This is a genomic window from Rathayibacter sp. AY2B9, from assembly GCF_002931595.1.
Lineage (GTDB): Bacteria > Actinomycetota > Actinomycetes > Actinomycetales > Microbacteriaceae > Rathayibacter.
In genome coordinates this window covers 16150-37546 of the sequence record NZ_PSUB01000016.1, presented here as the reverse complement: position 1 = coordinate 37546, position 21397 = coordinate 16150, and the positions used below count along the sequence as shown (strand labels likewise).

Genomic DNA, 21397 nt, shown 5'->3' with positions numbered 1-21397 from the left:
GCGATCCGCGACGTCGTCGGCGGGCGCCGTAGCGCCGCTGCGGCTTCCTCCTCCGCCTTGCGGCTCACCACGCAGTCGCCTCAGAGGCGGGACCGAGAACAGCAGCTGACGGGGAGAGGGGCCGAAGGATGAGCGGGCTCGTGTACTTCTCCAGCAGCTCGGGGAACACGCACCGGTTCATCGAGAAGCTCGGACGGCCGGCGCAGCGCATCCCGCTCCACGCCCGCCGCGACGGAGCCGCCCTCGACACGCTCCACGTCCACGAGCCGTACGTGCTCGTCCTCCCCACCTACGGCGGCGGCAACGGCGGAGGAGCGGTCCCCAAGCAGGTCATCCGGTTCCTCAACGATCCGTGCAACCGCTCCCTGATCCGCGGCGTCATCGGCGCCGGCAACACGAACTTCGGCGAGGCGTACTGCCTCGCCGGCGACATCATCGCCCGCAAGTGCGAGGTGCCGCACCTCTATCGATTCGAAGTATTCGGAACACCCGACGACGTCCGCGCCGTCGACGAAGGATTGGACACGTTTTGGACGCAGCAGTGATCGACGCTCCCCGCGACGCCGCACAGATGGACTACCACTCGCTCAACGCGATGCTGAACCTCTACGGCCCGAACGGAGAGATCCAGTTCGACAAGGACCGCGAGGCCGCTCGCGAGTTCTTCCTGCAGCACGTCAACCAGAACACGGTGTTCTTCCACACGCTCAAGGAGCGCCTCGACTACCTGGTCGAGAAGGAGTACTACGAGCAGGCCGTGCTCGACCAGTACTCGTTCGAGTTCATCCAGCAGCTCAACGACCTGGCGTACTCGAAGAAGTTCCGTTTCGCGACCTTCCTCGGCGCGTTCAAGTACTACACCTCGTACACGCTCAAGACGTTCGACGGGAAGCGCTACCTCGAGCGCTTCGAGGACCGCGTCGTGATGACCGCCCTCGGCCTCGCCCAGGGCGACGAGACGCTCGCGACCGCCCTCGTCGAGGAGATCGTCGCCGGCCGCTTCCAGCCCGCGACCCCGACCTTCCTCAACACAGGCAAGGCCCAGCGCGGCGAGCTCGTCTCCTGCTTCCTGCTGCGCATCGAGGACAACATGGAGTCGATCGCCCGCGGCATCAACTCCGCGCTCCAGCTCTCCAAGCGCGGCGGCGGCGTCGCCCTCTCGCTCTCGAACATCCGCGAGGCCGGCGCCCCGATCAAGCAGATCGAGAACCAGTCCTCGGGCATCATCCCCGTGATGAAGCTCCTCGAGGACAGCTTCAGCTACGCCAACCAGCTCGGCGCGCGCCAGGGCGCGGGAGCGGTGTACCTCTCGGCGCACCACCCCGACATCCTCCGCTTCCTCGACACCAAGCGCGAGAACGCCGACGAGAAGATCCGCATCAAGACGCTCTCCCTCGGCGTCGTCGTGCCCGACATCACGTTCGAGCTCGCGAAGAACAACGAGGACATGTACCTCTTCTCGCCCTACGACGTCGAGCGGGTCTACGGCATCCCCTTCGGCGACATCTCCCTCTCGGAGAAGTACCGCGAGATGGTCGACGACCCGCGCATCAAGAAGACCAAGATCTCGGCGCGCGAGTTCTTCCAGACCATCGCCGAGATCCAGTTCGAGTCGGGCTACCCCTACATCGTGTTCGAGGACACGGTGAACCAGGCGAACCCGATCAAGGGCCGCATCAACATGTCCAACCTCTGCTCCGAGATCCTCCAGGTCAACACTCCGACGACCTACAACGAGGACCTCTCCTACGCGCAGATCGGCAAGGACATCTCCTGCAACCTCGGGTCGCTGAACATCGCGCTGACGATGGACTCGCCCGACTTCGGCCGCACCATCGAGACCGCGATCCGCGGCCTCACCTCGGTGTCCGACCAGTCGCACATCACCTCGGTCCGCTCGATCGAGGACGGCAACGACAAGTCGCACGCCATCGGCCTCGGCCAGATGAACCTGCACGGCTACCTCGCCCGCGAGCGGATCCACTACGGATCCGAGGAGGGCATCGACTTCACCAACATCTACTTCTACTCGGTGCTGTTCCACGCCCTGCGCGCCTCCAACAACCTCTCCATCGAGCGCGGCACCACCTTCGAGGGCTTCGCCGACTCGAAGTACGCCTCGGGCGAGTTCTTCGACACCTACACCGAGAAGGAGTGGGCGCCGGCCACCGAGCGCGTCTCCCGCCTCTTCGCCGACTCGGGCATCGCGGTCCCCACCCGGGACGACTGGCGTGCGCTCAAGGCCTCGGTCATGGAGCACGGCATCTACAACCAGAACCTGCAGGCCGTCCCGCCGACCGGCTCGATCTCGTACATCAACAACTCGACGTCCTCGATCCACCCGATCGCGTCGAAGATCGAGATCCGCAAGGAGGGCAAGCTCGGCCGCGTCTACTACCCGGCGCCGTTCATGACGAACGACAACCTGGAGTACTACCAGGACGCGTACGAGATCGGCTACGAGAAGATCATCGACACCTACGCCGCCGCCACGCAGCACGTCGACCAGGGCCTCTCGCTCACGCTCTTCTTCAAGGACACGGCGACCACCCGCGACGTCAACCGCGCCCAGATCTACGCCTGGCGCAAGGGCATCAAGACGATCTACTACATCCGCATCCGTCAGCTGGCGCTCGAGGGCACCGAGCTCGACCAGTGCGTCTCGTGCATGCTCTAGAGCACGCAGCCCCACCCCCCTCCGCACGACCCATCCGCAGCAGCGAGAAGGAATCATGACTCCCCCCGAGAAGCTCAAGCTCGTCGACTCCGTCCAGGCGATCAACTGGAACCGGATCCAGGACGACAAGGACGTCGAGGTGTGGAACCGCCTCACGAGCAACTTCTGGCTGCCCGAGAAGGTCCCGCTGTCGAACGACATCCAGTCGTGGAACACGCTCACGCACCAGGAGCAGCAGCTCACCATGCGCGTGTTCACCGGGCTCACCCTGCTCGACACCGTGCAGGGCACCGTCGGCGCCGTCTCGCTCATCCCGGACGCGATCACGCCTCACGAGGAGGCCGTCTACACGAACATCGCGTTCATGGAGTCGGTCCACGCCAAGTCGTACTCCTCGGTGTTCTCGACCCTGTCGAACACCCAGGACATCGACGAGGCCTTCCGCTGGTCGATGGAGAACCCGAACCTGCAGAAGAAGGCGTCCATCGTGATGGACTACTACCGCGGCGACGACCCGCTGAAGCGGAAGGTCGCCTCCACGCTGCTGGAGTCGTTCCTCTTCTACTCGGGCTTCTACCTGCCGATGTACTGGTCCTCGCGCGCCAAGCTCACCAACACGGCCGACCTCGTGCGCCTGATCATCCGCGACGAGGCCGTGCACGGCTACTACATCGGCTACAAGTTCCAGAAGGGACTCGAGCGGGTCGACCAGGCCAAGCGCGACGAGATCAAGGACTACACGTTCTCGCTGCTCTACGAGCTCTACGACAACGAGGCGCAGTACACGCAGGACCTCTACGACCAGCTCGGCCTGACCGAGGACGTCAAGAAGTTCCTGCACTACAACGCCAACAAGGCGCTGATGAACCTCGGCTACGAGCCGATGTTCCCCAAGCAGGTCACCGATGTGAACCCCGCGATCCTGTCGGCCCTCTCGCCCAACGCGGACGAGAACCACGACTTCTTCTCGGGCTCCGGCTCCTCCTACGTGATCGGCAAGGCCGTGAACACCGAGGACGAGGACTGGGACTTCTAGGCGTCGACACCACGTCCCGGCCTCCACGGCGAACGGCCCCTCCCCTCGCGGGTGAGGGGCCGTTCCTCGTCTCCGGGCGGCGGGCGGGCGCCGGGTCACCGCACCCGGCGAGGCGCCGCCCTGTCGCCGAGGCGCCGTCCTGTCGGCGGCGCCTCGCGCGGCACGTCGGTGTCTCGCGGAGCGGGGCCGGAGCGGCCGTCGTGCGCGCCTCAGAGGGCCAGGCGCATCAGCACCCGGGGGAAGCCGTCGAGCACCGAGGTCGTGTCCGCGGCCTTCTCGAAGCCGGCGCGCTCGAACAGCGAGCGCGTGCCGACGTACGCCATCGTCCGGTCGACCTCCGTGCCGGCGTTGTCGACCGGGTAGCCCTCGATCGCCGGTGCCCCGTGGGCTCGGGCGAACTCGACGGCGCCCTCGAGCAGCGGATGCGAGATCCCGCGCCCGCGGAAGCCGGGCCGCACGCGGAGGCACCACACGCTCCATGCGTCGAGGGCGTCCACGTGCGGGATGCGCCGGTTCGTCGCGTAGCTCGTGTCGGCCCGGGGGTGCACCGCCGCCCAGCCGACCACCTGGTCGCCGTCGTACGCGAGGACGCCGGGCGGAGGGTCCTCCGCGACGAGCTCCCGCACCCGGGCGCCGCGAGCGGGACCGGCGAGAGCCCGGTTCTCGACGGAGGAGCGGAGCCGGTAGCTCAGGCACCAGCACACGCTCGCGTCGGGGCGCTTCGGGCCGACCATCGTCGCCAGGTCGTCGAAGACGGTGGCCGCGCGCACCTCGATCGTCATGGCGGCAGCCTTCCACCGTCGGGATACGCGGACAAGCCGTTCAGAACTCAGGACGAACGACGAAGGACTCCCTCCCTGCCGCGGAATCGGCGTCGCGGCACCACGTTCGTCCGGCATCCTCAACGCCCTCCGCCGATTCACCACTCCACCGGATGAATCGCACCAGCGCCCCCTGTTGGACGGCGCCCAGGCGGGGCGCCTACCGTGGACGAGGTATCCAACGAAGGAGCACTCCCTGTGAAGCACGTCCCCCTCGGCACCTCCGGTGTCGACTCCCCGAACGTCGTCCTCGGCCTCATGCGCATCCCCGAGATGAGCGACGAGGCGATCCGCGGCCTCGTCGGCGCCGCCCGCGACTCCGGCATCGACTTCTTCGACCACGCCGACGTGTACGGCGGCGAGCTGCACCGCTGCGAGGAGCGCTTCGCCGAGGCGATGGCGCTCACCCCGTCGGAGCGCGAGCAGGTCGTCCTGCAGACCAAGGCGGGCATCGTCCCGGACGGCCCCTACTTCGACTTCTCGTACGAGCACCTGATCGCCTCGGTCGAGGGCTCGCTGAAGGCGCTGCGCACCGACTACGTCGACGTGCTGCTCCTGCACCGGCCCGACGCGCTCGTCGAGCCCGATGAGGTGGCCCGCGCGTTCGACGAGCTGCACGCGTCCGGCAAGGTGAAGCACTTCGGCGTCTCGAACCAGACGCCGTACCAGATCGAGCTGTTGAAGAAGTCGCTGAACCAGCCGATCGTGGCGAACCAGCTGCAGCTCTCGATCACCCATGCGCCGCTGATCGCGCAGGGCGTCGCCTCCAACATGGTCGGCGAGGACCAGTCCGTCATGCGCGACGCCGGCATCCTCGACTACTGCCGCCTGAACGACATCACCGTGCAGGCCTGGTCGCCCTTCCAGGCGGGGTTCTTCACCGGCGTCTTCCTCGACAACCCGGCCTATCCCGAGCTGAACGCCGTCATCGACCGGCTCGCAGCGACGTACGGGGTCCCGGCGATCGCCGTGGCCACCGCCTGGATCACCCGCCACCCGGCGGGCATGCAGGTCGTGCTCGGCACGACGAACGAGCAGCGCGTGCGCGATGCGGCCCTCGGCTCCGATCTGCCGCTCACGCGGCCGGAGTGGTACGAGCTGTTCCGCGCGGCGGGCTACCTCGTCCCCTAGAGCTCCCACCCCGGAGGAAATGCGCGTCGGCGCAGAGAGGCACGGACTCCCCGGAGTCCGTGCCTCTTCCCGTCCCCGCGAGACGCCGGTCGGAACGCCCGTCGCGGTATGCCGTGGACCGAAGCGGCATCTCGCGGGGGAGGGGCGGGAATAGGAACGGCACCCCTGCGTTGAACTTGAGCGTAACCGACTCAACTTCCTCAGGAGGACAGGTGCCCGACAACTACAGCGAGGCCGGAGCGAGCTCGTTCGACGACTTCCTCGCCCGCTACCTCGACGGTGAGCGCGCCCGCGCGGCGCGGTCGATCGACCTCAGCCGATTCCTCACCGCCCGTACCCGCGACATCCTGCAGTCCGCAGGACGCTTCGCCCTCGAGCGCGGCCAGACCGAGCTCGACGCCCTGCACGTGCTCCGCGTGCTCATCGACGACGAGACCGTCTCGCAGGCCGTGCGCCGCATCGGCGTCGACCCCGCCGCCATCGCCACCGCCGCGGAGGCGCGCCTCCCGCAGGCCGACGAGGCCCACGCCTCGCAGAACGCGGCCACCATCACCCCCAGCGCGCAGCGCGCGCTGTTCCACGCCTACCAGGTCGCCCGCTCCAGCGGCTCGACCTACATCGAGCCCGAGCACCTCTTCTTCGCGCTCGTGCTCGGCCAGGACGCCCCCGCCGGGCAGGTCCTCGCCCGCGCCGGCGTCACCGCCGAGGCCCTCACCCAGGGCATGCGCGAAACCGAGGCCCCGCAGCAGCAGGAGGCGGGACAGCCCGCCTCCGACACTCCGATGCTCGACAAGTTCGGCACCGACCTCACCGCTCTCGCCCGCGAGGGCCGGCTCGACCCGGTCATCGGGCGCGCCGACGAGATCGAGCAGACCGTCGAGATCCTCAGCCGCCGCACCAAGAACAACCCGGTGCTCGTCGGCGAGGCCGGCGTCGGCAAGACCGCGATCGTCGAGGGCCTCGCCCGCGCGATCGTGGCGGAGGAGGTCCCCGAGCAGCTGCGCGGCAAGCGCGTGATCTCCCTCGACCTCCCCGGCATGCTGGCCGGCACCCGCTACCGCGGCGACTTCGAGGAGCGCCTCACCGGCACCATGGACGAGATCGCGGCGCACTCCGGCGAGCTGATCGTCTTCATCGACGAGGTCCACACCGTGGTCGGTGCGGGCGGCGGCGGCGAGGGCGGCATGGACGCGGGCAACATCCTCAAGCCGCGTCTGGCCCGGGGCGAGCTGCACCTCGTCGGCGCCACCACGCTCAAGGAGTACCGCACCATCGAGAAGGACCCGGCACTGGAGCGGCGCTTCCAGCCGGTCCGCGTCGGCGAGCCCGGCATCGAGGACGCGGTCGCCATCCTGCACGGCCTGCGCCCCGCCTACGAGGAGCACCACCGCGTGCGCTTCACGGACGAGGCCCTGCGCGCCTCCGTCGAGCTCTCGGCCCGGTACCTCACCGACCGCGTGCTGCCCGACAAGGCGATCGACCTGATCGACCAGGCCGGCGCGCGCCTCCGCCTCCGCCTCGGAGCCGGCGTCGACACCGGAGCTCTGCTCGAGCGTCTGGCGACCCTGGAGGCCGACAAGAACGCGGCCGTCTCGGCCGAGCACTACGAGGAGGCGTCCCGCGTCCGCGACGAGATCAGCGCCGTGCAGGCGGAGCTCGACGCGGCCACCGGCAGTGCCCCCGCGGAAGCGGTCGTCGGCGAGACCGAGATCGCGGCCGTCATCGCCCGCGCCACCGGCATCCCGGTGTCGCGGCTCACGGAGGGGGAGCGCGAGCGCCTCGCGCACCTCGAGACCGAGCTGCACCAGCGGGTCATCGGCCAGGACGACGCGGTCACCGCGGTCGCCCGGGCTGTCCGTCGCAGCCGCACAGGCCTCGGCGACTCCTCGCGCCCGGTCGGCTCGTTCCTCTTCCTCGGCCCGACCGGTGTCGGCAAGACGGAGCTGGCGCGCACCCTCGCGGGCTCCCTCTTCGCCGATGAGCAGTCGGTCATCCGCTTCGACATGAGCGAGTTCGGCGAGCGTCACACGGTCTCGCGGCTGGTCGGCGCCCCTCCCGGGTACGTCGGCTACGACGAGGCCGGTCAGCTGACCGAGCGCGTGCGCCGGAACCCGTACTCGGTGGTCCTCTTCGACGAGATCGAGAAGGCGCACCCCGACGTGTTCAACCTGCTGCTGCAGGTGCTCGACGACGGGCGTCTGACCGACGGCCAGGGGCGGACGGTCGACTTCCGCAACACGGTGATCATCATGACCTCGAACCTCGGCTCGGAGTTCCTGGCCTCGCGGTCGGGTGCGCTCGGCTTCGTCGCTCAGAGCGACGCGTCGGCCGAGGGCTTCGCCTCGGAGAAGGACCTGCGGGATCGCGTCATGGGCCGTCTCCGCGAGGCGATGCGCCCCGAGTTCCTCAACCGGATCGACGAGATCGTCCTGTTCCGCCGCCTCGGCCGCGAGCAGCTGCGGGAGATCGTCGGCATCGTCCTCGACACCACGCGCTCCCGCCTCGCTCCCCGCGAGGTGACGCTCGAGGTGACGGAGGCGGCCGTCGACTGGCTCGCCGAGAACGGCTACGAGCCGCAGTACGGCGCCCGGCCCCTGCGCCGGCTCGTCCAGCGCTCCATCGACGACCGGATCGCCGACCTGTTCGTCAGCGGCGAAGTCTCCGACGGAGGCGCGGTCCGCGTCGACGCCGTCGGCGGCGAGCTGCTGGTGACCTCGGCCGCCGCCCTCCCGCTGGCCGCGTAGCCGGTCCCGCTCCGACCCCCGTCCCTCCTCCTCCCGCGAGACACCGCTCGTGACGACGGCACCGTCCGTCATCGTGAGCGGCGCCCGCAGAGGGGGAGGGGCGGGGGTCTTCGCGTCCCCACGGCTTGCCACAGCGGTCCGGGCGGGATAGACACGAGAGCACGAGAACCGGAGGCACGATGTCGAACCCGCGCTACTACGACCCCGTGGGCAAGGCGGTCCGGGCGCTGCTCGTGCTGAGCCTCGTCTGCTTCGCCCTGGCGGTGGGCATGTTCGCCCTCGACATCGTTATGCCCGGCACCATGACGGACGAGCGACGGCCCTGGGCCGAGGCCAGCGGGGCGCTCGCCTCGTTCGGCGTGCTGGCCCTCATCGTCTACTTCGCGACCGTCGCGATCGTCGGCGCGATCCGGGGCCGCGGGCAGTAGGCCCGGCTCCGACGCCGTCGTCCGACAGGAACGCGTCCGGCCCGCGGGATCCGAGGATCCTCGCGGGCCGGACGCGTTCTCGCGAGCCGTCAGGCGCCGGTCAGGGGCACTTCTTCGCGGTGATCGTCACCTTCAGCGTGGCGTCCGGAGCGACGGGGGAGCCGCCGGCCGGCTCCTGCCCGGTGACCTGGCCGGCGTCGGGCGCCTTCGGGTCCTCGGCGCAGGCGAGCGTGATCTTCGTGAAGCCGGCTGCGCCGAAGGCGTTCTTCGCGGCCTCCAGATCCTGGCCCGTCACGTTCGGCACGGTCTTCTGGTTGCCGGAGCTGGTGAACACGGTGATCGCGGTGCCGCGCGGGGCCGAGCCCGACGGGTCGGCGCGGGTGACCGTCCCGACCGCGGCGTCGCTCGCCTCCGTGCCGCCCTGCACGACGCCGAAGCCGGCCGCCTCGAGCTTGGCCTCGGCGTCGGCGGAGGAGAGCCCGACGACATCCGGGATGTCGACCTTCGGGACGACCTGCAGCGAGCCGTCGGCCTCCGGGAACTCCGTCCCGCCGTACGTCGCGTCGGCGGCGCGCATGACGACCGGCCAGATGCGGTGGCGCGCGGTGGCGGCGGATCCGGAGTCGAAGGAGTAGCGGCCGAGGCGCAGGTTCGCGTCACCCTTCACGTTGAACACGCCGACGGCGGTCGCGACGCGGGTGCTCGCTCCGGTCATCCAGGTGGCCTTCGCGTCGTCGGTGGTGCCGGTCTTGCCGATCAGCGGAACGCCGTCGCCGGTGCGGGAGGCCACGGCCGTCCCGCCGCCGGTGAAGGTCGCCTGCAGCGCGACGGCCGCGGTGGCGGCGACGTTGCGGTCGATCGACTGGCGGCAGTTCGCCGGGGGCACCGGCTGGTCGGCTCCGGCGGAGTCGGTGATGCGGTCGATCGCGACGGGGTCGCAGGTCGTGCCGCCGGAGGCGATGGTGGCGAAGGCGCCGGCCATCGAGAGGGGCGAGACGTAGTTCGTGCCGAGCACCGACGACGGGTTGTGCTCGAGCTCCTCGCCGCTGCCCTGCTTCACGCCCATGTCGACCGCGGTGTCGCGGATGCCGCACAGGTCGAGCTCACGGGCCATGCCGACGAAGCCGGTGTTGAGGGAGGTCTTCGTGAAGGACACCGGGGTGCCGACCTCGCCGGTGCCGCCCTCGTCGTTCTTCGCGCTCGTCTCGTTGCTCGTGTCGGTGCCGCCGGAGACGCAGGAGTCCGTGAAGGTGCCCCAGGTGGACTTGCGCGTCCCGTCGACCGACTCGTTGATGCTGTGGCCCTCTTTCAGCCACTCCACCAGGGTGAAGAGCTTGTAGGTCGAGCCCGGCTGGATCCCGGAGGATCCGCCGTTGGCCCGATCGGTGCTGTAGTTCACGGCGCTGTAGGACGGGTCGGTCGTGAGGACGTCCGGATCCTGCGAGTACTTCTTGTTCTGCGTCATCGCGAGCACGCGCCCGGATCCGACCTCGACGCTGACGGAGACGGCTCCGACGTCGAAGTTCCAGGTCTGCGGGACCTGCGCGTCGACGGCGGCGACGGCCGCATCCTGCAGGCCGACGTCGAGCGTCGTGTAGACGTCGAGGCCGCCGCGGCGGAAGTTGGTCCAGCGGGTGTCCTCGTCGGCGCCGAAGATCTCGTTGTTCTTCAGGACGTTGGTGACGTAGTCGCAGAAGAAGCCCGCGTTGCCCGCGGTCGAGCAGCCGGTGCTGGGCTGGGTGATGCGGGGCTCGATCGGAGCGGCGACGGCGGCGTCGTGGTCCTCCTGCGAGATCTTCCCCTCCTCGAGCATCTTGCCGATGATGTAGTCGCGGCGGTCCTTGTTGCGGGCGTAGCCGTTCGCGGCGCCGTTGTCCGGGTTGTCGGGCTGGTCGATCCGCAGGACGGCCGGGTTGTTGACGATCGCGATGAGGCTCGCGGCCTGGGCGATCGAGAGGTCCGCGGCCGAGGTCGCGTAGTAGTAGTTCGCGGCGGTCTCGAGGCCGTAGGTGGTGCCTCCGAAGAACGCGATGTTGAGGTAGCCCTGGAGGATCTGGTCCTTGGTGTACTGCTTCTCGAGGCCGATGGCGAGCTTCATCTCGCGGAGCTTGCGCTCGGGGGAGGTACGGGTGGCCTCGTCGATCGCGGCCGCGCGCTCGGCGTCGTCCGAGATGTTGCGGACTGCCTTCTCGACGAGGACGTTCTTCACGTACTGCTGGGTGATCGAGGATCCGCCCTGCACGTCGTTGCCGAGCACGTAGGTCTGCGCGACGGCGCGGAGGGTGCCGGGGAGGTCGACTCCGCCGTGGTCGTAGAAGCGGGGGTCCTCACCCGAGACGGCGGCGTCCTTGGCGGCCTGGGCGATGCGGTCGAGCGGCACCTCGACGCGGTTCTCGACGTAGAAGGAGGCGAGCAGCTGCGGGCCGTCGGAGCCGGTCGCGTAGATGTTGCTCTTCTCGGAGAGCTTGTCGACCTCGAGGTAGTCGGGCAGGCCGTCGAAGACGCCGATCGACTGGTTCGCGGCGACTCCGGCGAGCGCCACGGCCGGGGTGACGGTGGCGGTCACGAGGACTCCGGCCACGACGCTCATGCCCAGGAAGCCCACGATCGCCTTGACCACACCGCCGGTGGTCCTTCTGTCGGACGCCAAACCTTCTCCTTCGCGAATCCCCCCGGATGCTGCGACGACCGCGGCCGACGCCCTGCACGCTCCGTGCGGCAGGTCAACCTCGACAGACTAACCCGAGAGCCCCCGAAGACGAAGGCCCGGCCAGAGGCCTGAAAAGACCCTGACCGCCACCCGGGGGACGGTGTTCCCTAGGCTGTCGGCATGGCGAGCCCCTCCTCCGACCCCCGACCGGCCGACGCGACGACCCCGGAGGCCGCTCCGGTCGCGCCCCCGCAGGCCGTCCCCGCACCGCCCACGGGCGCCCTCTCGTACGCTCTCGGCTTCCTCGCGTTCATCGGGATCCCGTTCCTCAGCCTGATCGTGGGCGGCATCGTCATGGCGTCCGTGTACCCCTCCGCCCGGAGGAAGGGCGGGCTCGCCGCCGAGAACGCGCGGAACGCGGCGAACTGGGGCCTGACGGTGATCCTGATCGGGGTCGTGACGCTCGGCGCGCACGTCGTGCTGCTCTTCGCCGCCTCCGACACCCCGCTCGCGAAGGGCTTCTACCCGATCGGCATCCCGATCACTCTGTTCGCCGTGCTCTGGCTGGTGCACTTCGTGCTGATCATCTGCGGACTGGTGAAGGCGAACCAGCGCGAGGTGTTCCGTCCGCGCATCGCGATCCCGTTCCTCCGCCCGCCCGCGGCCTGAGCTCAGGCGCCGACGGGCCAGAGGTAGTCGAGCCCCGGCGGCGTGCCGGGGAACAGCGGGCCGTAGTGGTCCTCGTCCTTGGCCACGAGCTTCGAGCGGTGCGAGAGGTGCAGCCGCTCGTCGCCGAACCACGGCGGAAGCGGGTAGTCGCCGGTCAGGTAGGCGGCGAGATCCTCCGGGGCGGCGGCGAGGGCCTCCTCGGTCTTCACGAGGCACGTGTCGGCGAAGCCGCGCTCCGTCCACTCCGCGCAGGTCTCGCGCTGGTAGGTCATCAGCGCCGGTCGGTAGCTCCGCCACATCCGCGTGACGGGGTGGTTCTGCCAGCCGTACCCCGGGACGGTCAGCGCCCGCATGACCTGCAGCGTCTCGACGCGCTGCTTGCCGAGCCGCTTGCCGTCGAGGGCGCGGACGCTGCGGTGGAAGTCGGGGTAGGGGAGGAAGGTCTGCACGCCTCCCAGTCAACAGCGGCCCGTCTCCCTCCGGCCACCCTCCCGTCACGCCGATGTCGCCTGGCGTGCGTAGCGTCCGGGGCATGACCGGACTCCCCCTCCTCGCCACCGACGACGTGCAGCTGCGCTGGGCGCGGCCCGAGGTCCTCGACTCCGCCCGCCACCGGATGCTGCGCCTGCTCACCCTCGCCGAGCGCCTGCGCTACGAGGCGACGAGTCGGCGCGAGGTCCGGGACGGCTTCCTCCTCGGCCGGGTCCTCGTGCGCGAGCTTGCCGCCGAGACGCTCGGGATCGATCCCCTCGAGGTCGCCGTGGACGCGCGCTGCGAGCGCTGCTCCGGACCGCACGGCCGCCCGGTGCTCCGCGGCGAGCACCCGGCGCTGGAGCGGATGCGGATCAGCATCGCGCACTGCGACGGCGCGGTGGTCGCGGCGCTGGCGACCGGACGCGACATCGGGATCGACGCGGTGCGCGCCCGCAGCGTCCGCGACCTCGTGGCCTCCGGGGCGACGACGGCGGAGCAGGTGCTCGCCGATCTGCGCTCGCAGGCGGTCGCGAAGGCCGACGGGCGCGGGACCTCGAGCGACGAGCCCGTCCGCTTCCGCACCAGGGAGGGTGCGACCGAGGCCTGGATCGAGGGCTCGAGCCGCTACTTCGCCGTCTCGGAGCCGACGGTCCACTCCGCGCTCGTCGTGGCGGTCGCGGTCGCTCAGGAGTGACCGCGGGGCGCGGTCCCCGGCCGTTGCGCTGGTCCGCGCCTAGGCGAACAGCGACAGCGTGATCGTCGAGCGGTAGGAGCCGGCCTCGACGTCCGGCTCGGCCAGCAGCCGCAGCTCGGCGTCGGCGCTCCAGGTGCCGGCCCCGCCGGCGGCTCCGAGCAGCAGCGCGTCGCGCAGGCCCGCGCCGCCCTCGAGGGAGGAGGCGACCGGATCGCCCGCGACGGCGCCGGTGCCGGTGATCAGGCGCGGGGTCCAGCCGAGGTGGTCGGCTCCGATCGAGGCGCTCGGGCCGGTGAGGGCGCTCGCCGAGGCGAGGACGTACCAGTCGTTCTGCGCGCCGACGCGCGAGTCGGTGACGGTGACCGTGGGGAGCCCGCCCGTGAACCGGCGCTGGAGGGCGGTGGAGCCCGACTCGGCGAGGTCGACGGCGTCGGCGGCGACGGAGAGCGAGAGGGAGCCGGGCTGCGCCGGAGGGGTGATGTCGACGTCGACGTCCACTCCGTCGAGGTCGTGGAGCAGGGGCGGCGTGCGGACCGGGTCCTCGCCGGTGAGGGGATCGGCGGCGTCGGGCGGGGTGGCGGAGGCGGAGTCGGCGGGACGGTCCGCGGCGGGCGGGTCTGTGGCGGGCCGGTCCGCGGGGGAGGAGCCGGTCGTCGGCTGCGCGGGGTCGACGGGGTCCGCGGAGGAGGGGCTCGAGGAGCGGCGGTCGGAGGCGCCGGATTCCGCACCGGGAGCGGAGGGGTCCGCAGTCGGCGCCGCATCCTCCGTGGGCGAGGCGGCGGTCGGCGTCGACACCGCTTCCGGCGCGGTCATCGCCTCGGGCGCGAGTGCGGCGGAGGCGAACACCACGGAGAGCACGAGGGTCGTCGTCGGGACGAACGCGGCGAGAGCGCGGGTGGTGCGGGTCACGGACGGTCCAGTTCTGCGGGCTCTGCGATGCGCCCGCCTGTGATTACTACCAGGAGCGCGAAGTGCTCTGCACCCCCGCTTCCGGGTGGAGTGCCGCGGAGCGCGCCAGCGGGCTCGGCCATGCTCGTGCGCCCACCTCCTCGACGAGGCGGCGCTGAGCCGGATCGATCAGGCGACCGATCTCCTTCTCGGGGAGCGCCTGCGGGGGAGCGGCTGTTCCTTCCCGCCCGCGGAGATCGACGTGACGGCGCTCCCGCCCAGGCCCGGCACGTCCTTCGGCATCTGGAGCCCTGAGCCGCGCGCCTCGAGCCCGCACTCGCCCTGCGCCTCGGATGATGTGCCGCACATGCAGAGGAGGGAGCGCCCACGGGCACTCCCTCCTCCGTCACGACCGGTCGACCGGCCGCCGTGCGCTCAGCAGACGCGGGCCGGGTAGGCCACCGTCTGCGCGAGGGTCTCGGAGCCCGCCGTGGCGGTCACCGTCACCTGGCTGCCCGGCATGCTCGCCAGGCGGGTGGTGAACGCGGCCGATCCGCTCGCGCCCGCGGCCACCGCGGTGACCGTCTTCGAGCCGTAGGCCGAGGCCATCGCGACGTCGATCGGAGCGGTGCCGCCGTTCTTGGCGAGGACAGTCAGCACCGCCTTCCCGGCCACGCAGCGCGACGTCACGGTCACCGGCACCGTCAGCGCCGGGGCGGCCGCCTCGGGGACGACGATCTCGCCGATCTTGAGGAACGAGCCCGGCGTGGAGAAGGTCAGCTTCAGGCCGGTGGCCGAGACCGCCGCGAACGGGATCGTGGTCAGCGTGCCGTTCGCCGCCGGAGCGACGTTCTGCGTGGTGGTCGGCTTCCAGGTGCCGTCCTCGGCGCGGTAGGCCACGCTCACCGACGCCAGGGTGCCCTCGGTGTTGGTGAAGGTGAGCCCGGCGACGCGGTGCGCCTCGGTGTTCGTCAGCGTGAACTCGGCGCTGCCGGCGAAGGTGCCGTCGGTCCAGGTCGACCAGGGGGTGCTCACGTTGCCGTCGCAGGCGTTCTTCGCGGGGAGGGTCGCGTACTTCGTCTGGCTGAACGACGCCGAGACCGCGGCTCCGGGGACGCGGCAGACGTTCGTCGGCGGCGCGGTGCCCCAGATCTGCACCTCCGAGACCGACTGCCACGTGTTCGCCGCGCTGGTGAGGTGCAGGCGGAGGCCCGTGGTGTCGGGCAGGGAGGACAGGTCGAGGATCGCCGTCGGGGCGGATCCGGTCGCGGCCTGGCTGAGGGTGGTGGCGACCGAGGAGGTCGTCCATGCGCCGTTCACCTGGTACTCGACCTCGATCCTCGAGGGCCAGGTCGCGGTCGCACCATCCTTGTAGGTGCTGACCGTCACCGAGTCGAGGTTCTGCGCGGCGCCCCAGGAGAAGGAGAGGCGGCTGTCGCGCGGGTAGCCGGACGAGGACCAGTCGTCCCAGCCCTTGCCCTTCACGTCGCCGTCGATGAGCTTGCCAGCGAGGTCCGTGCGGCTCGAGACCGCGACGGACGCTCCGGGAGCGAGGTTCGCGATGCCCGGCTCCGCCACCTCGATCGTGCGGGTGAAGCGGCGGCCGGAGGAGAACCCGGCGTCGGCGGCGAGCGTACCCGTCACCTGCACCGTGCCGAGCTCGGCGGGGCCGGGGGCGGCCCAGGTCACGGCGACGTCGCGGGTCGAGCCGTTGCTCGCGACCGAGACCGTCGAGGGGAGCGCGGCGGCGATGTCGGCGCCGCGGCGGACCTGCTTCGGCAGACGTGCGTCCACGACCGACCACACGCCCTCGCCGACCCCCTTGTCGTCCCAGTAGGAGAGGTTCCAGCCGGATCCCCAGCGCGCCGGGTCCTCCTGAGCCGGGTTCCGCATCTCGAGGCGGCCGTTCTCGCCGACCGTCATCGGGAGCCAGACGTAGGTCGAGTCCGACTTGCCCTCGTTCCACCGGTCGCCCATGTAGACGTACTTCCCGGGAGCGAGCGTGAGGACGTTCGTCGACTGCGAGCCGAAGGTCGTCTTGCGGGAGTCGCCGATCGAGAGCAGGCCGTCGCCGCCCTCCGGGATCGCGTTGTAGGCGACGTTCTCGTCGGCGTCGCCCTTCTCGACTCCGCGGGTCCACGCGCCGAGGATCGAGTCGGCGGTGTAGTAGGTCTGCGGGTTCGGCGCCCAGCCGGTCGCCCCGGAGGCGATCGTGTAGTACTTGCCGCCGTTGGCGAAGATCGCGGGCGCCTCGAGGTGTCCGCACTCCTTCACGATCTGGAAGTCGGTGCCGCGCACCGGTGCTCCGGCCGCACCGTCGGCGAAGACGTAGGGGTACGTCCCGTCGGCCGAGTACTGGTTCGCGTCGAGGGTGTCGGTCGTGGTGGTCCGCTCGACGTTGGTGTAGTCGGCGTCCAGCTTCGCCACGTAGAGCGAGTAGTTCTCCTCGGAGGAGTAGGAGATGTACGCGGTGCCGTCCTCGTCCTGGAAGACGGTCATGTCCCGCGCCTGCCCGGGCACGGCGGAGGCGGTGCAGGCCTTGTAGTCCGTGCGGTTGTAGAGGCGGTACACGCCCTGGAGCGTGAAGGGCCCGGTCGGGCTGTCCGAGACGGCGACTCCCGCCATCGAGCGCGCGTAGGTGCTGCCGCCCGGCGTGGTCCGGCCGTCGGAGTGCCACCACATGACCCACTTGCCGGTCTTCTCGTTGAAGAGGACCTTGGGGCGCTCGAAGATGGCGGTGTTCGGCGAGGCCTGCGTCGTGTCGAGGTGGTAGTCGAGCTCCGCGATGCGGTCGGCGCGAGGGGCTCCGGAGTCGTCGACGGTGTCGTAGAGCGCGTCGAAGTAAGGGGCCTCGAGGTCGGCCGAAGCCGAGACGCTGCGGAGCGCGGTGCCCTTGTTCTCCCAGTTGTGGCCGTCGGTGGAGCGGTAGACCGCGACTCCGGGGCTGTTCCAGTAGCCCTTCGTGCGGTCCTCGCCGTACCAGTACTGGACCTGCTGACCGCCCTCCTCGACGGTGACGATCTGGCCGCCGTGCGCCTGGATGTGGCGGCCGTCGGTGTCGTACCAGTAGGGCTGGAAGTAGCCGGCCGCGGTGCTGCCCGGGTCCTGGACCGCCGGGTAGTCGGTGTAGGTCACGGGCGTCGAGGTGCGCGGCACTCCGTCGTCGGGATCCGTGGCCACGGCGGCCGAGGCCGACTGCGCTCCTGTTCCCAGGAGTGCTGCGACGAGCAGCGCGGCCACCGCCGCGGCGGCCGTTCGTGGTCGAGACGTCATGCTGTGCTCCTTTGCACCGGGGACTTCGCGCATGTTCACGCAAACATCAGGCTTCCACGAGGCTCTGATGACGTCAACATCCTGATCGACCGACGGCCGGGCGTCGGACGGCCGCCCGGGCTCCGTCTTGGCCGCTCAGCGCTCCGGCGCGAAGGCCCCGCCCGGGCCGAAGGCGAGCTCCGCGAACCGGCGGCCGATGAGCTCGTGCGCTTCCGGATCCGGGTGCAGGCCGTCCGGGAGCGGGAGCCGCTGGGCGTCGTCCGGCCCGCAGAGCGCGAGCCCGTCGAGCAGTCGCAGGTCCGGGTCGTCGGAGCGCGCGGCGACGACCTCGGCCAGCGCCTCGCGGACTATCCGCAGGGTCAGCCGTCCGTTCGCGGTGTCGCCCGGGTCGCCGGTCGCGACGAAGCGCGGCGCCCCGGTCGTGAAGGACGCGGGATCGACGTCGCCCGGCCCCGGCGTGTCCTCGTGGATCCCGCAGAAGAGCGGAGTGACGAGGAGCAGCGGCGTCGCGGGATGGCCCTCGCGGATCGTGTCGAGGAAGCCGTGCACCGCCGGCACGAAGGTGCGGCGGCGCATGCCGTCGAGGTTCACGAGGTTGATGCCGAGCGCGACACTGATCAGGTCGGCAGGAGTGTCCCGCATCACGCGAGCGGTGAAGGGGTCGACGAGTGCGCTCCCGCCGAAGCCGAGGTTCACCAGGCGGGCGCCGCTCGCCCGGGCGGCCACGGCCGGCCAGATGCCCGAGGGGCGCGCCGCGTTCGAGCCCTGGCTGATCGAACTGCCGTGGTGCAGCCAGACGGGGCCGGAGAGCGGCGCGGGTTCGAGCGGTGCGTCGGACCGCAGGGCCACGAGGTCCACCGCCTCGTTGTGCGGGAGGAGCAGCTCCACGCGAGACGGCCCGGCCGGGAGGTCGAGCCCGACCGTGTCGAGAGGTCCGGGGAGGAGGGCCCGGTCACCGGTCGCGAGGTCGAATTCGATCGCGTCGCCTCCGGTGAGCGCGTGGGAGGCGGTCATCTCGCCGTCGACGACCGCGTCGACTGCGCCGCGCGGCCGGGGCAGCCCCCGATAGGCGACCCGTGTCGCGTGCACGTCGAGCTCGATCCGTCGCGCCTCGGTGACGAAGGAGATCCGGACACCCGAGGGCTGCGCCTCCATCAGCAGGAGCTGCGCATCCGCATCGCGCTCGCGGACCGCGCGGGGGAGGCGGTGCGGCCGGACTCCGCGGGGCACCTCCTCCAGCTCGATCGCGCCGTGGACGAGCCGTTCGGTGAGGGGTGTGCTGATCATGCGGGGATGTCCTTCCGGCGGGTCCAGTGGCTGAAAAGAAAGTGCAGGCAGGCGAGGAGCTCGCTCCACGACTGCGCGGGGGTCGGGCTGCTGTGCGCGAAGCTCCCGAGCCGTTCGAGGGTGAGGAAGCCGTTCAGAGCGGCGCCCGTCACTCGGACGGCGTGCACCCGGTCCTCGGCGGGGATCGCGTAGCCGAGGAGGACCGCATCTGTGAGCTGCACGACGCGGCGGGCGGCCGGGGCGGCGACCGCGTCCGGCCCCGCAGTGCGCTGCAGCGACTCCCACAGGCCCGGCCGCTCGCGCGCGAAGGAGCGGTGGGCGTCGGCGAAGCCGTCCAGCGCCTCCCGGGCGGAGCGTCCGGCGATCGCGACGGCGATGCGGTCGGACAGCTCGTCGAGGGCCAGGACCGTGACGCCGTCGCGGAGTGCGGCGAGATCGCGGACGTGCGTGTAGAGGCTCGGCGTCTGCACCTCGAGCGAGCGGGCGACGGCGGCCAGGGTCACGGCGGCGAGACCATCGGCGTCGGCGATCGCGGCGGCGCGATCGATGACGGCGGAGCGGGTGAGGGAGCGACGGGGCACGCGTCGATCCTAATACCCCTAGGTTTTCACATATGGACATTCGGAAGCTCCGACGCCCGAACCGCGATCGCCCCCGAGCCGGAGGGCTCGAGGCGATCGAACGTGCGGTGCGGCCTAGCCGCCGACCGCCTGGCGAGCGCTGTCGAGCCAGCTCAGTTCTTCCGGATATCGATCTCAGGGCTGCGAGGATCTCGCGCGCTCGAGGATGGCCGCGATCACGGCGGACTTCGCCTCGGCGTAGTCGTTCCCGTCCTCCCAGCGCCGGAGGAGGAGGGACGCCTTCGTGCTGCGGTAGAGCTCGCGGTCGGCCGGGTCGGTGCGCAGCCGGTCGCGCAGGAGGAGGTACGCGTCGATCGCGGGATGACCCTCCTCGTAGATGTGGACGTGGGCGTCCCGTCCGGGCGTGCGGACGAGCCGGTGCCCGGGCTCGCGGGTGCGCAGGACGTAGCCGGCCTCGAGCAGCGGCGCGACGTGGTCCTCCTCCGCCGTGACGTCGGGCACGACGACCAGCACGTCGACGATCGGCTTCGCGGGCAGGCCCGGGACGGAGGTCGAGCCGATGTGCTCGACACGCACGCCCGGGACGGCCCCGAGGATGCGCCGCCGGTGCTCCTCGAACAGGGCGGACCACTCGGGGTCGTGCTCGTGCAGGGCGAGCTCGAGCGGCTCCGGTCCACCGACGAGCTCGACGGAGAGGACGTCGGGGCGGCTGGGGGAGCGGTGCGGAGTCACCGGGTCATCCTGCCAGGGGTGCCGCAGGGCGGGTGCGGTTCACTGGAGCGGTGAGCACCCTCCTCGTCACCGCGCACCCCGACCGCGACTCCCTCACCGCCGCCCTCGCCCGGCGGCTGCGGGAGGAGCTCGGCCCCGACGGAGTGGAGACGGCCGACCTCGACGCCGAGGGCTTCGACCCGCGGTTCGGCGCGGCCGACCGGGACCGCTACCGCGGTGTCGGCCCGGTTCCCGACGACGTCCTCCGCGAGCAGCGCCGGCTCGACGGCGTCGACCACCTCGTGCTCGTCTTCCCCGTCTACTGGTGGTCGATGCCCGCGCTGCTGAAGGGCTGGATCGACCGCGTCTTCCTCGCCGGCTGGGCCTTCGACATCGACCCCGTCCACGGCACGCAGCGCAGGCTCGGCGCTCTGACCGTCCACCTCGTCCTCGTCGCGGGGGACTCCGCCGGGACCTACGAGCGGCACGGCTACGAGCAGGCGCTGCTGACGCAGATCCAGCACGGGATCATCGACTACTGCGGAGCCCGGCGCGGCGCAGCCGTCTTCGTCCACGAGTCCGAGCGCGAGGACGACGCGAGCCGCAGGGCGGCGGTCGAGGACGCGGTCGAGCGGACCGTGGAGGCGATCAGGGCTGATCCGCCTGCAGCGCTCCGGTGACGAGGGCCTGCACGAGGGTGTCGGCGTCGTAGTCCGGATCGTGGGCGGCGCCGATGCAGAGGTTGCCGATGCCCTTGAGGAGCATGTAGCCGCTGAGACTCGACGCCGGGATCCGGGCGGGTCGTGCCGCCTCGAGCAGGTCGCCGCAGACGGGGACGAGCCGCTCCACAAAGTAGGCGTGCAGGGCGTCGGATCCGGCGCTGTCGCCCTGGAGCGCAACGGCGAGGCCGTGCTTGGTCACCAGGAGGTCGACGAAGTGGGCGACCCAGGCCCTGAGGGCGGCCTCCGGGGTCGCGCTGTCGGCGAGCAGCCGTGGGCCCGCCTCCGCGCAGGCCTCGACCTGGTGGCGGTAGACGGCGACCACGAGCTCCGAGCGGGTCGGGAAGTGCCGGTAGATCGTCCCCATGCCGACGCCGGCCTCCGCCGCGATCTCGCGGACCGGCGCGTCCACGCCGGAGGCCACGAACACCGTCGCCGCGGCGGCGAGCAGTGCGTCGCGACTCGTCCGCGGTCGGCCGGGCGTGCGGGGCACACGGTCGCTCATCGGTTCTCCTTGCTTTTCGGAGCGGCGCTCCGTAATGTCTCCGAGCGCAGCTCCACCACGTTCCGGAGCAGTGCTCCGCAATGTTCCGGAGCAGTGCTCCGACGATTGT

The 21397-nt window shown here is 70.9% G+C and carries 18 protein-coding genes; 9 read left to right on the top strand and 9 right to left on the bottom strand.

What is annotated here, in order from left to right; genetic code table 11:
- Positions 1-128 precede the first annotated feature (128 nt).
- Genes nrdI through nrdF form a run of 3 tightly spaced genes read left to right on the top strand, consistent with a single transcriptional unit; the run spans position 129 to position 3713 of the window.
- Complete coding sequence (gene nrdI, locus C5C25_RS13700; RefSeq protein WP_104224357.1) at positions 129-545, top strand: class Ib ribonucleoside-diphosphate reductase assembly flavoprotein NrdI; 417 nt, start codon at positions 129-131, stop codon at positions 543-545.
- 26 nt (positions 546-571) lie between these two features.
- Complete coding sequence (gene nrdE, locus C5C25_RS13695; protein ID WP_104250945.1) at positions 572-2677, top strand: class 1b ribonucleoside-diphosphate reductase subunit alpha; 2106 nt, start codon at positions 572-574, stop codon at positions 2675-2677.
- A 55-nt stretch (positions 2678-2732) separates the two neighbouring features.
- Complete coding sequence (gene nrdF, locus C5C25_RS13690; RefSeq protein ID WP_104224358.1) at positions 2733-3713, top strand: class 1b ribonucleoside-diphosphate reductase subunit beta; 981 nt, start codon at positions 2733-2735, stop codon at positions 3711-3713.
- Between the two features lie 209 nt (positions 3714-3922).
- Here nrdF and C5C25_RS13685 read toward each other — a convergent pair whose 3' ends face one another.
- The gene (locus C5C25_RS13685) at positions 3923-4495 is read right to left on the bottom strand and encodes a GNAT family N-acetyltransferase (protein ID WP_104250931.1); all 573 of its coding nucleotides are present in this window, start codon (positions 4493-4495) and stop codon (positions 3923-3925) included.
- A gap of 237 nt (positions 4496-4732) precedes the next feature.
- On the opposite strand from C5C25_RS13685, the gene C5C25_RS13680 reads away from it, so the two are divergent.
- From C5C25_RS13680 to C5C25_RS13670, 3 genes are all read left to right on the top strand, one after another.
- Positions 4733-5665 carry an aldo/keto reductase family oxidoreductase gene (locus tag C5C25_RS13680; protein WP_258059515.1) on the top strand — a complete coding sequence of 311 codons (933 nt, stop codon included), beginning with the start codon at positions 4733-4735 and terminating at the stop codon, positions 5663-5665.
- A 212-nt stretch (positions 5666-5877) separates the two neighbouring features.
- On the top strand, positions 5878-8409 hold the full coding sequence (locus tag C5C25_RS13675; protein WP_104250930.1) for an ATP-dependent Clp protease ATP-binding subunit: 2532 nt from the start codon (positions 5878-5880) through the stop codon (positions 8407-8409).
- Between the two features lie 179 nt (positions 8410-8588).
- Positions 8589-8837, top strand: a complete 249-nt coding sequence (locus C5C25_RS13670) for a hypothetical protein (RefSeq protein WP_104224361.1) — start codon at positions 8589-8591, stop codon at positions 8835-8837.
- 100 nt (positions 8838-8937) lie between these two features.
- On the opposite strand, the gene C5C25_RS13665 is transcribed toward C5C25_RS13670, so the two are convergent.
- A complete protein-coding gene (locus C5C25_RS13665; protein WP_258068718.1) occupies positions 8938-11487 on the bottom strand; it encodes a transglycosylase domain-containing protein in 2550 nt (849 codons plus the stop codon).
- A gap of 180 nt (positions 11488-11667) precedes the next feature.
- Between C5C25_RS13665 and C5C25_RS13660 the strand changes: the two genes are divergently transcribed.
- On the top strand, positions 11668-12156 hold the full coding sequence (locus C5C25_RS13660; RefSeq protein ID WP_104250929.1) for a DUF4870 domain-containing protein: 489 nt from the start codon (positions 11668-11670) through the stop codon (positions 12154-12156).
- Positions 12157-12158: 2 nt separating this feature from the next.
- Here the strand turns inward: C5C25_RS13660 and C5C25_RS13655 are convergent, their stop codons facing one another.
- On the bottom strand, positions 12159-12605 hold the full coding sequence (locus C5C25_RS13655; RefSeq protein WP_104250928.1) for an MSMEG_6728 family protein: 447 nt from the start codon (positions 12603-12605) through the stop codon (positions 12159-12161).
- An 83-nt stretch (positions 12606-12688) separates the two neighbouring features.
- Here C5C25_RS13655 and C5C25_RS13650 point away from each other — a divergent pair, with 83 nt between their 5' ends.
- Positions 12689-13324 (top strand): 4'-phosphopantetheinyl transferase superfamily protein, encoded by a 636-nt coding sequence (locus tag C5C25_RS13650; RefSeq protein ID WP_104250927.1) that lies wholly within the window; start codon positions 12689-12691, stop codon positions 13322-13324.
- 39 nt (positions 13325-13363) lie between these two features.
- On the opposite strand, the gene C5C25_RS13645 is transcribed toward C5C25_RS13650, so the two are convergent.
- The 5 genes from C5C25_RS13645 to C5C25_RS13620 all read right to left on the bottom strand — a co-directional run bounded on the left by C5C25_RS13645 (position 13364) and on the right by C5C25_RS13620 (position 20085).
- Positions 13364-14233 (bottom strand): hypothetical protein, encoded by an 870-nt coding sequence (locus tag C5C25_RS13645; RefSeq protein ID WP_104250926.1) that lies wholly within the window; start codon positions 14231-14233, stop codon positions 13364-13366.
- A 414-nt stretch (positions 14234-14647) separates the two neighbouring features.
- Positions 14648-17485, bottom strand: coding sequence for a discoidin domain-containing protein (locus tag C5C25_RS13635; RefSeq protein ID WP_104250924.1), 2838 nt, complete (start codon positions 17483-17485; stop codon positions 14648-14650).
- 135 nt (positions 17486-17620) lie between these two features.
- Positions 17621-18772, bottom strand: a complete 1152-nt coding sequence (locus C5C25_RS13630; protein WP_104250923.1) for a GDSL-type esterase/lipase family protein — start codon at positions 18770-18772, stop codon at positions 17621-17623.
- Positions 18769-19353 carry a TetR-like C-terminal domain-containing protein gene (locus C5C25_RS13625; protein WP_104224976.1) on the bottom strand — a complete coding sequence of 195 codons (585 nt, stop codon included), beginning with the start codon at positions 19351-19353 and terminating at the stop codon, positions 18769-18771. The genes C5C25_RS13630 and C5C25_RS13625 overlap by 4 nt, the downstream gene beginning before the upstream one ends.
- Before the next feature lie 174 nt (positions 19354-19527).
- Positions 19528-20085 carry a GrpB family protein gene (locus C5C25_RS13620; protein WP_104250922.1) on the bottom strand — a complete coding sequence of 186 codons (558 nt, stop codon included), beginning with the start codon at positions 20083-20085 and terminating at the stop codon, positions 19528-19530.
- Positions 20086-20135: 50 nt separating this feature from the next.
- Between C5C25_RS13620 and C5C25_RS13615 the strand changes: the two genes are divergently transcribed.
- Positions 20136-20744, top strand: coding sequence for an NAD(P)H-dependent oxidoreductase (locus C5C25_RS13615; RefSeq protein ID WP_104250921.1), 609 nt, complete (start codon positions 20136-20138; stop codon positions 20742-20744).
- Here the strand turns inward: C5C25_RS13615 and C5C25_RS13610 are convergent.
- Entirely contained in the window at positions 20713-21288 is a 576-nt protein-coding gene (locus C5C25_RS13610) for a TetR/AcrR family transcriptional regulator (RefSeq protein WP_104250920.1), read from the bottom strand. The two genes, C5C25_RS13615 and C5C25_RS13610, sit on opposite strands and share 32 nt — an antisense overlap.
- Between the last annotated feature and the right edge of the window lie 109 nt (positions 21289-21397).

Excerpts from the sequence above, each read along its gene's own strand:
- nrdI (WP_104224357.1), top strand. The coding sequence starts at position 129 with ATGAGCGGGCTCGTGTACTTCTCCAGCAGCTCGGGGAACACGCACCGG.
- nrdE (WP_104250945.1), top strand. The coding sequence starts at position 572 with ATGGACTACCACTCGCTCAACGCGATGCTGAACCTCTACGGCCCGAAC.
- nrdF (WP_104224358.1), top strand. The coding sequence starts at position 2,733 with ATGACTCCCCCCGAGAAGCTCAAGCTCGTCGACTCCGTCCAGGCGATC.
- C5C25_RS13685 (WP_104250931.1), bottom strand. The coding sequence starts at position 4,495 with ATGACGATCGAGGTGCGCGCGGCCACCGTCTTCGACGACCTGGCGACG.
- C5C25_RS13670 (WP_104224361.1), top strand. The coding sequence starts at position 8,589 with ATGTCGAACCCGCGCTACTACGACCCCGTGGGCAAGGCGGTCCGGGCG.
- C5C25_RS13660 (WP_104250929.1), top strand. The coding sequence starts at position 11,668 with ATGGCGAGCCCCTCCTCCGACCCCCGACCGGCCGACGCGACGACCCCG.
- C5C25_RS13650 (WP_104250927.1), top strand. The coding sequence starts at position 12,689 with ATGACCGGACTCCCCCTCCTCGCCACCGACGACGTGCAGCTGCGCTGG.
- C5C25_RS13635 (WP_104250924.1), bottom strand. The coding sequence starts at position 17,485 with ATGACGTCTCGACCACGAACGGCCGCCGCGGCGGTGGCCGCGCTGCTC.
- C5C25_RS13630 (WP_104250923.1), bottom strand. The coding sequence starts at position 18,772 with ATGATCAGCACACCCCTCACCGAACGGCTCGTCCACGGCGCGATCGAG.
- C5C25_RS13610 (WP_104250920.1), bottom strand. The coding sequence starts at position 21,288 with ATGAGCGACCGTGTGCCCCGCACGCCCGGCCGACCGCGGACGAGTCGC.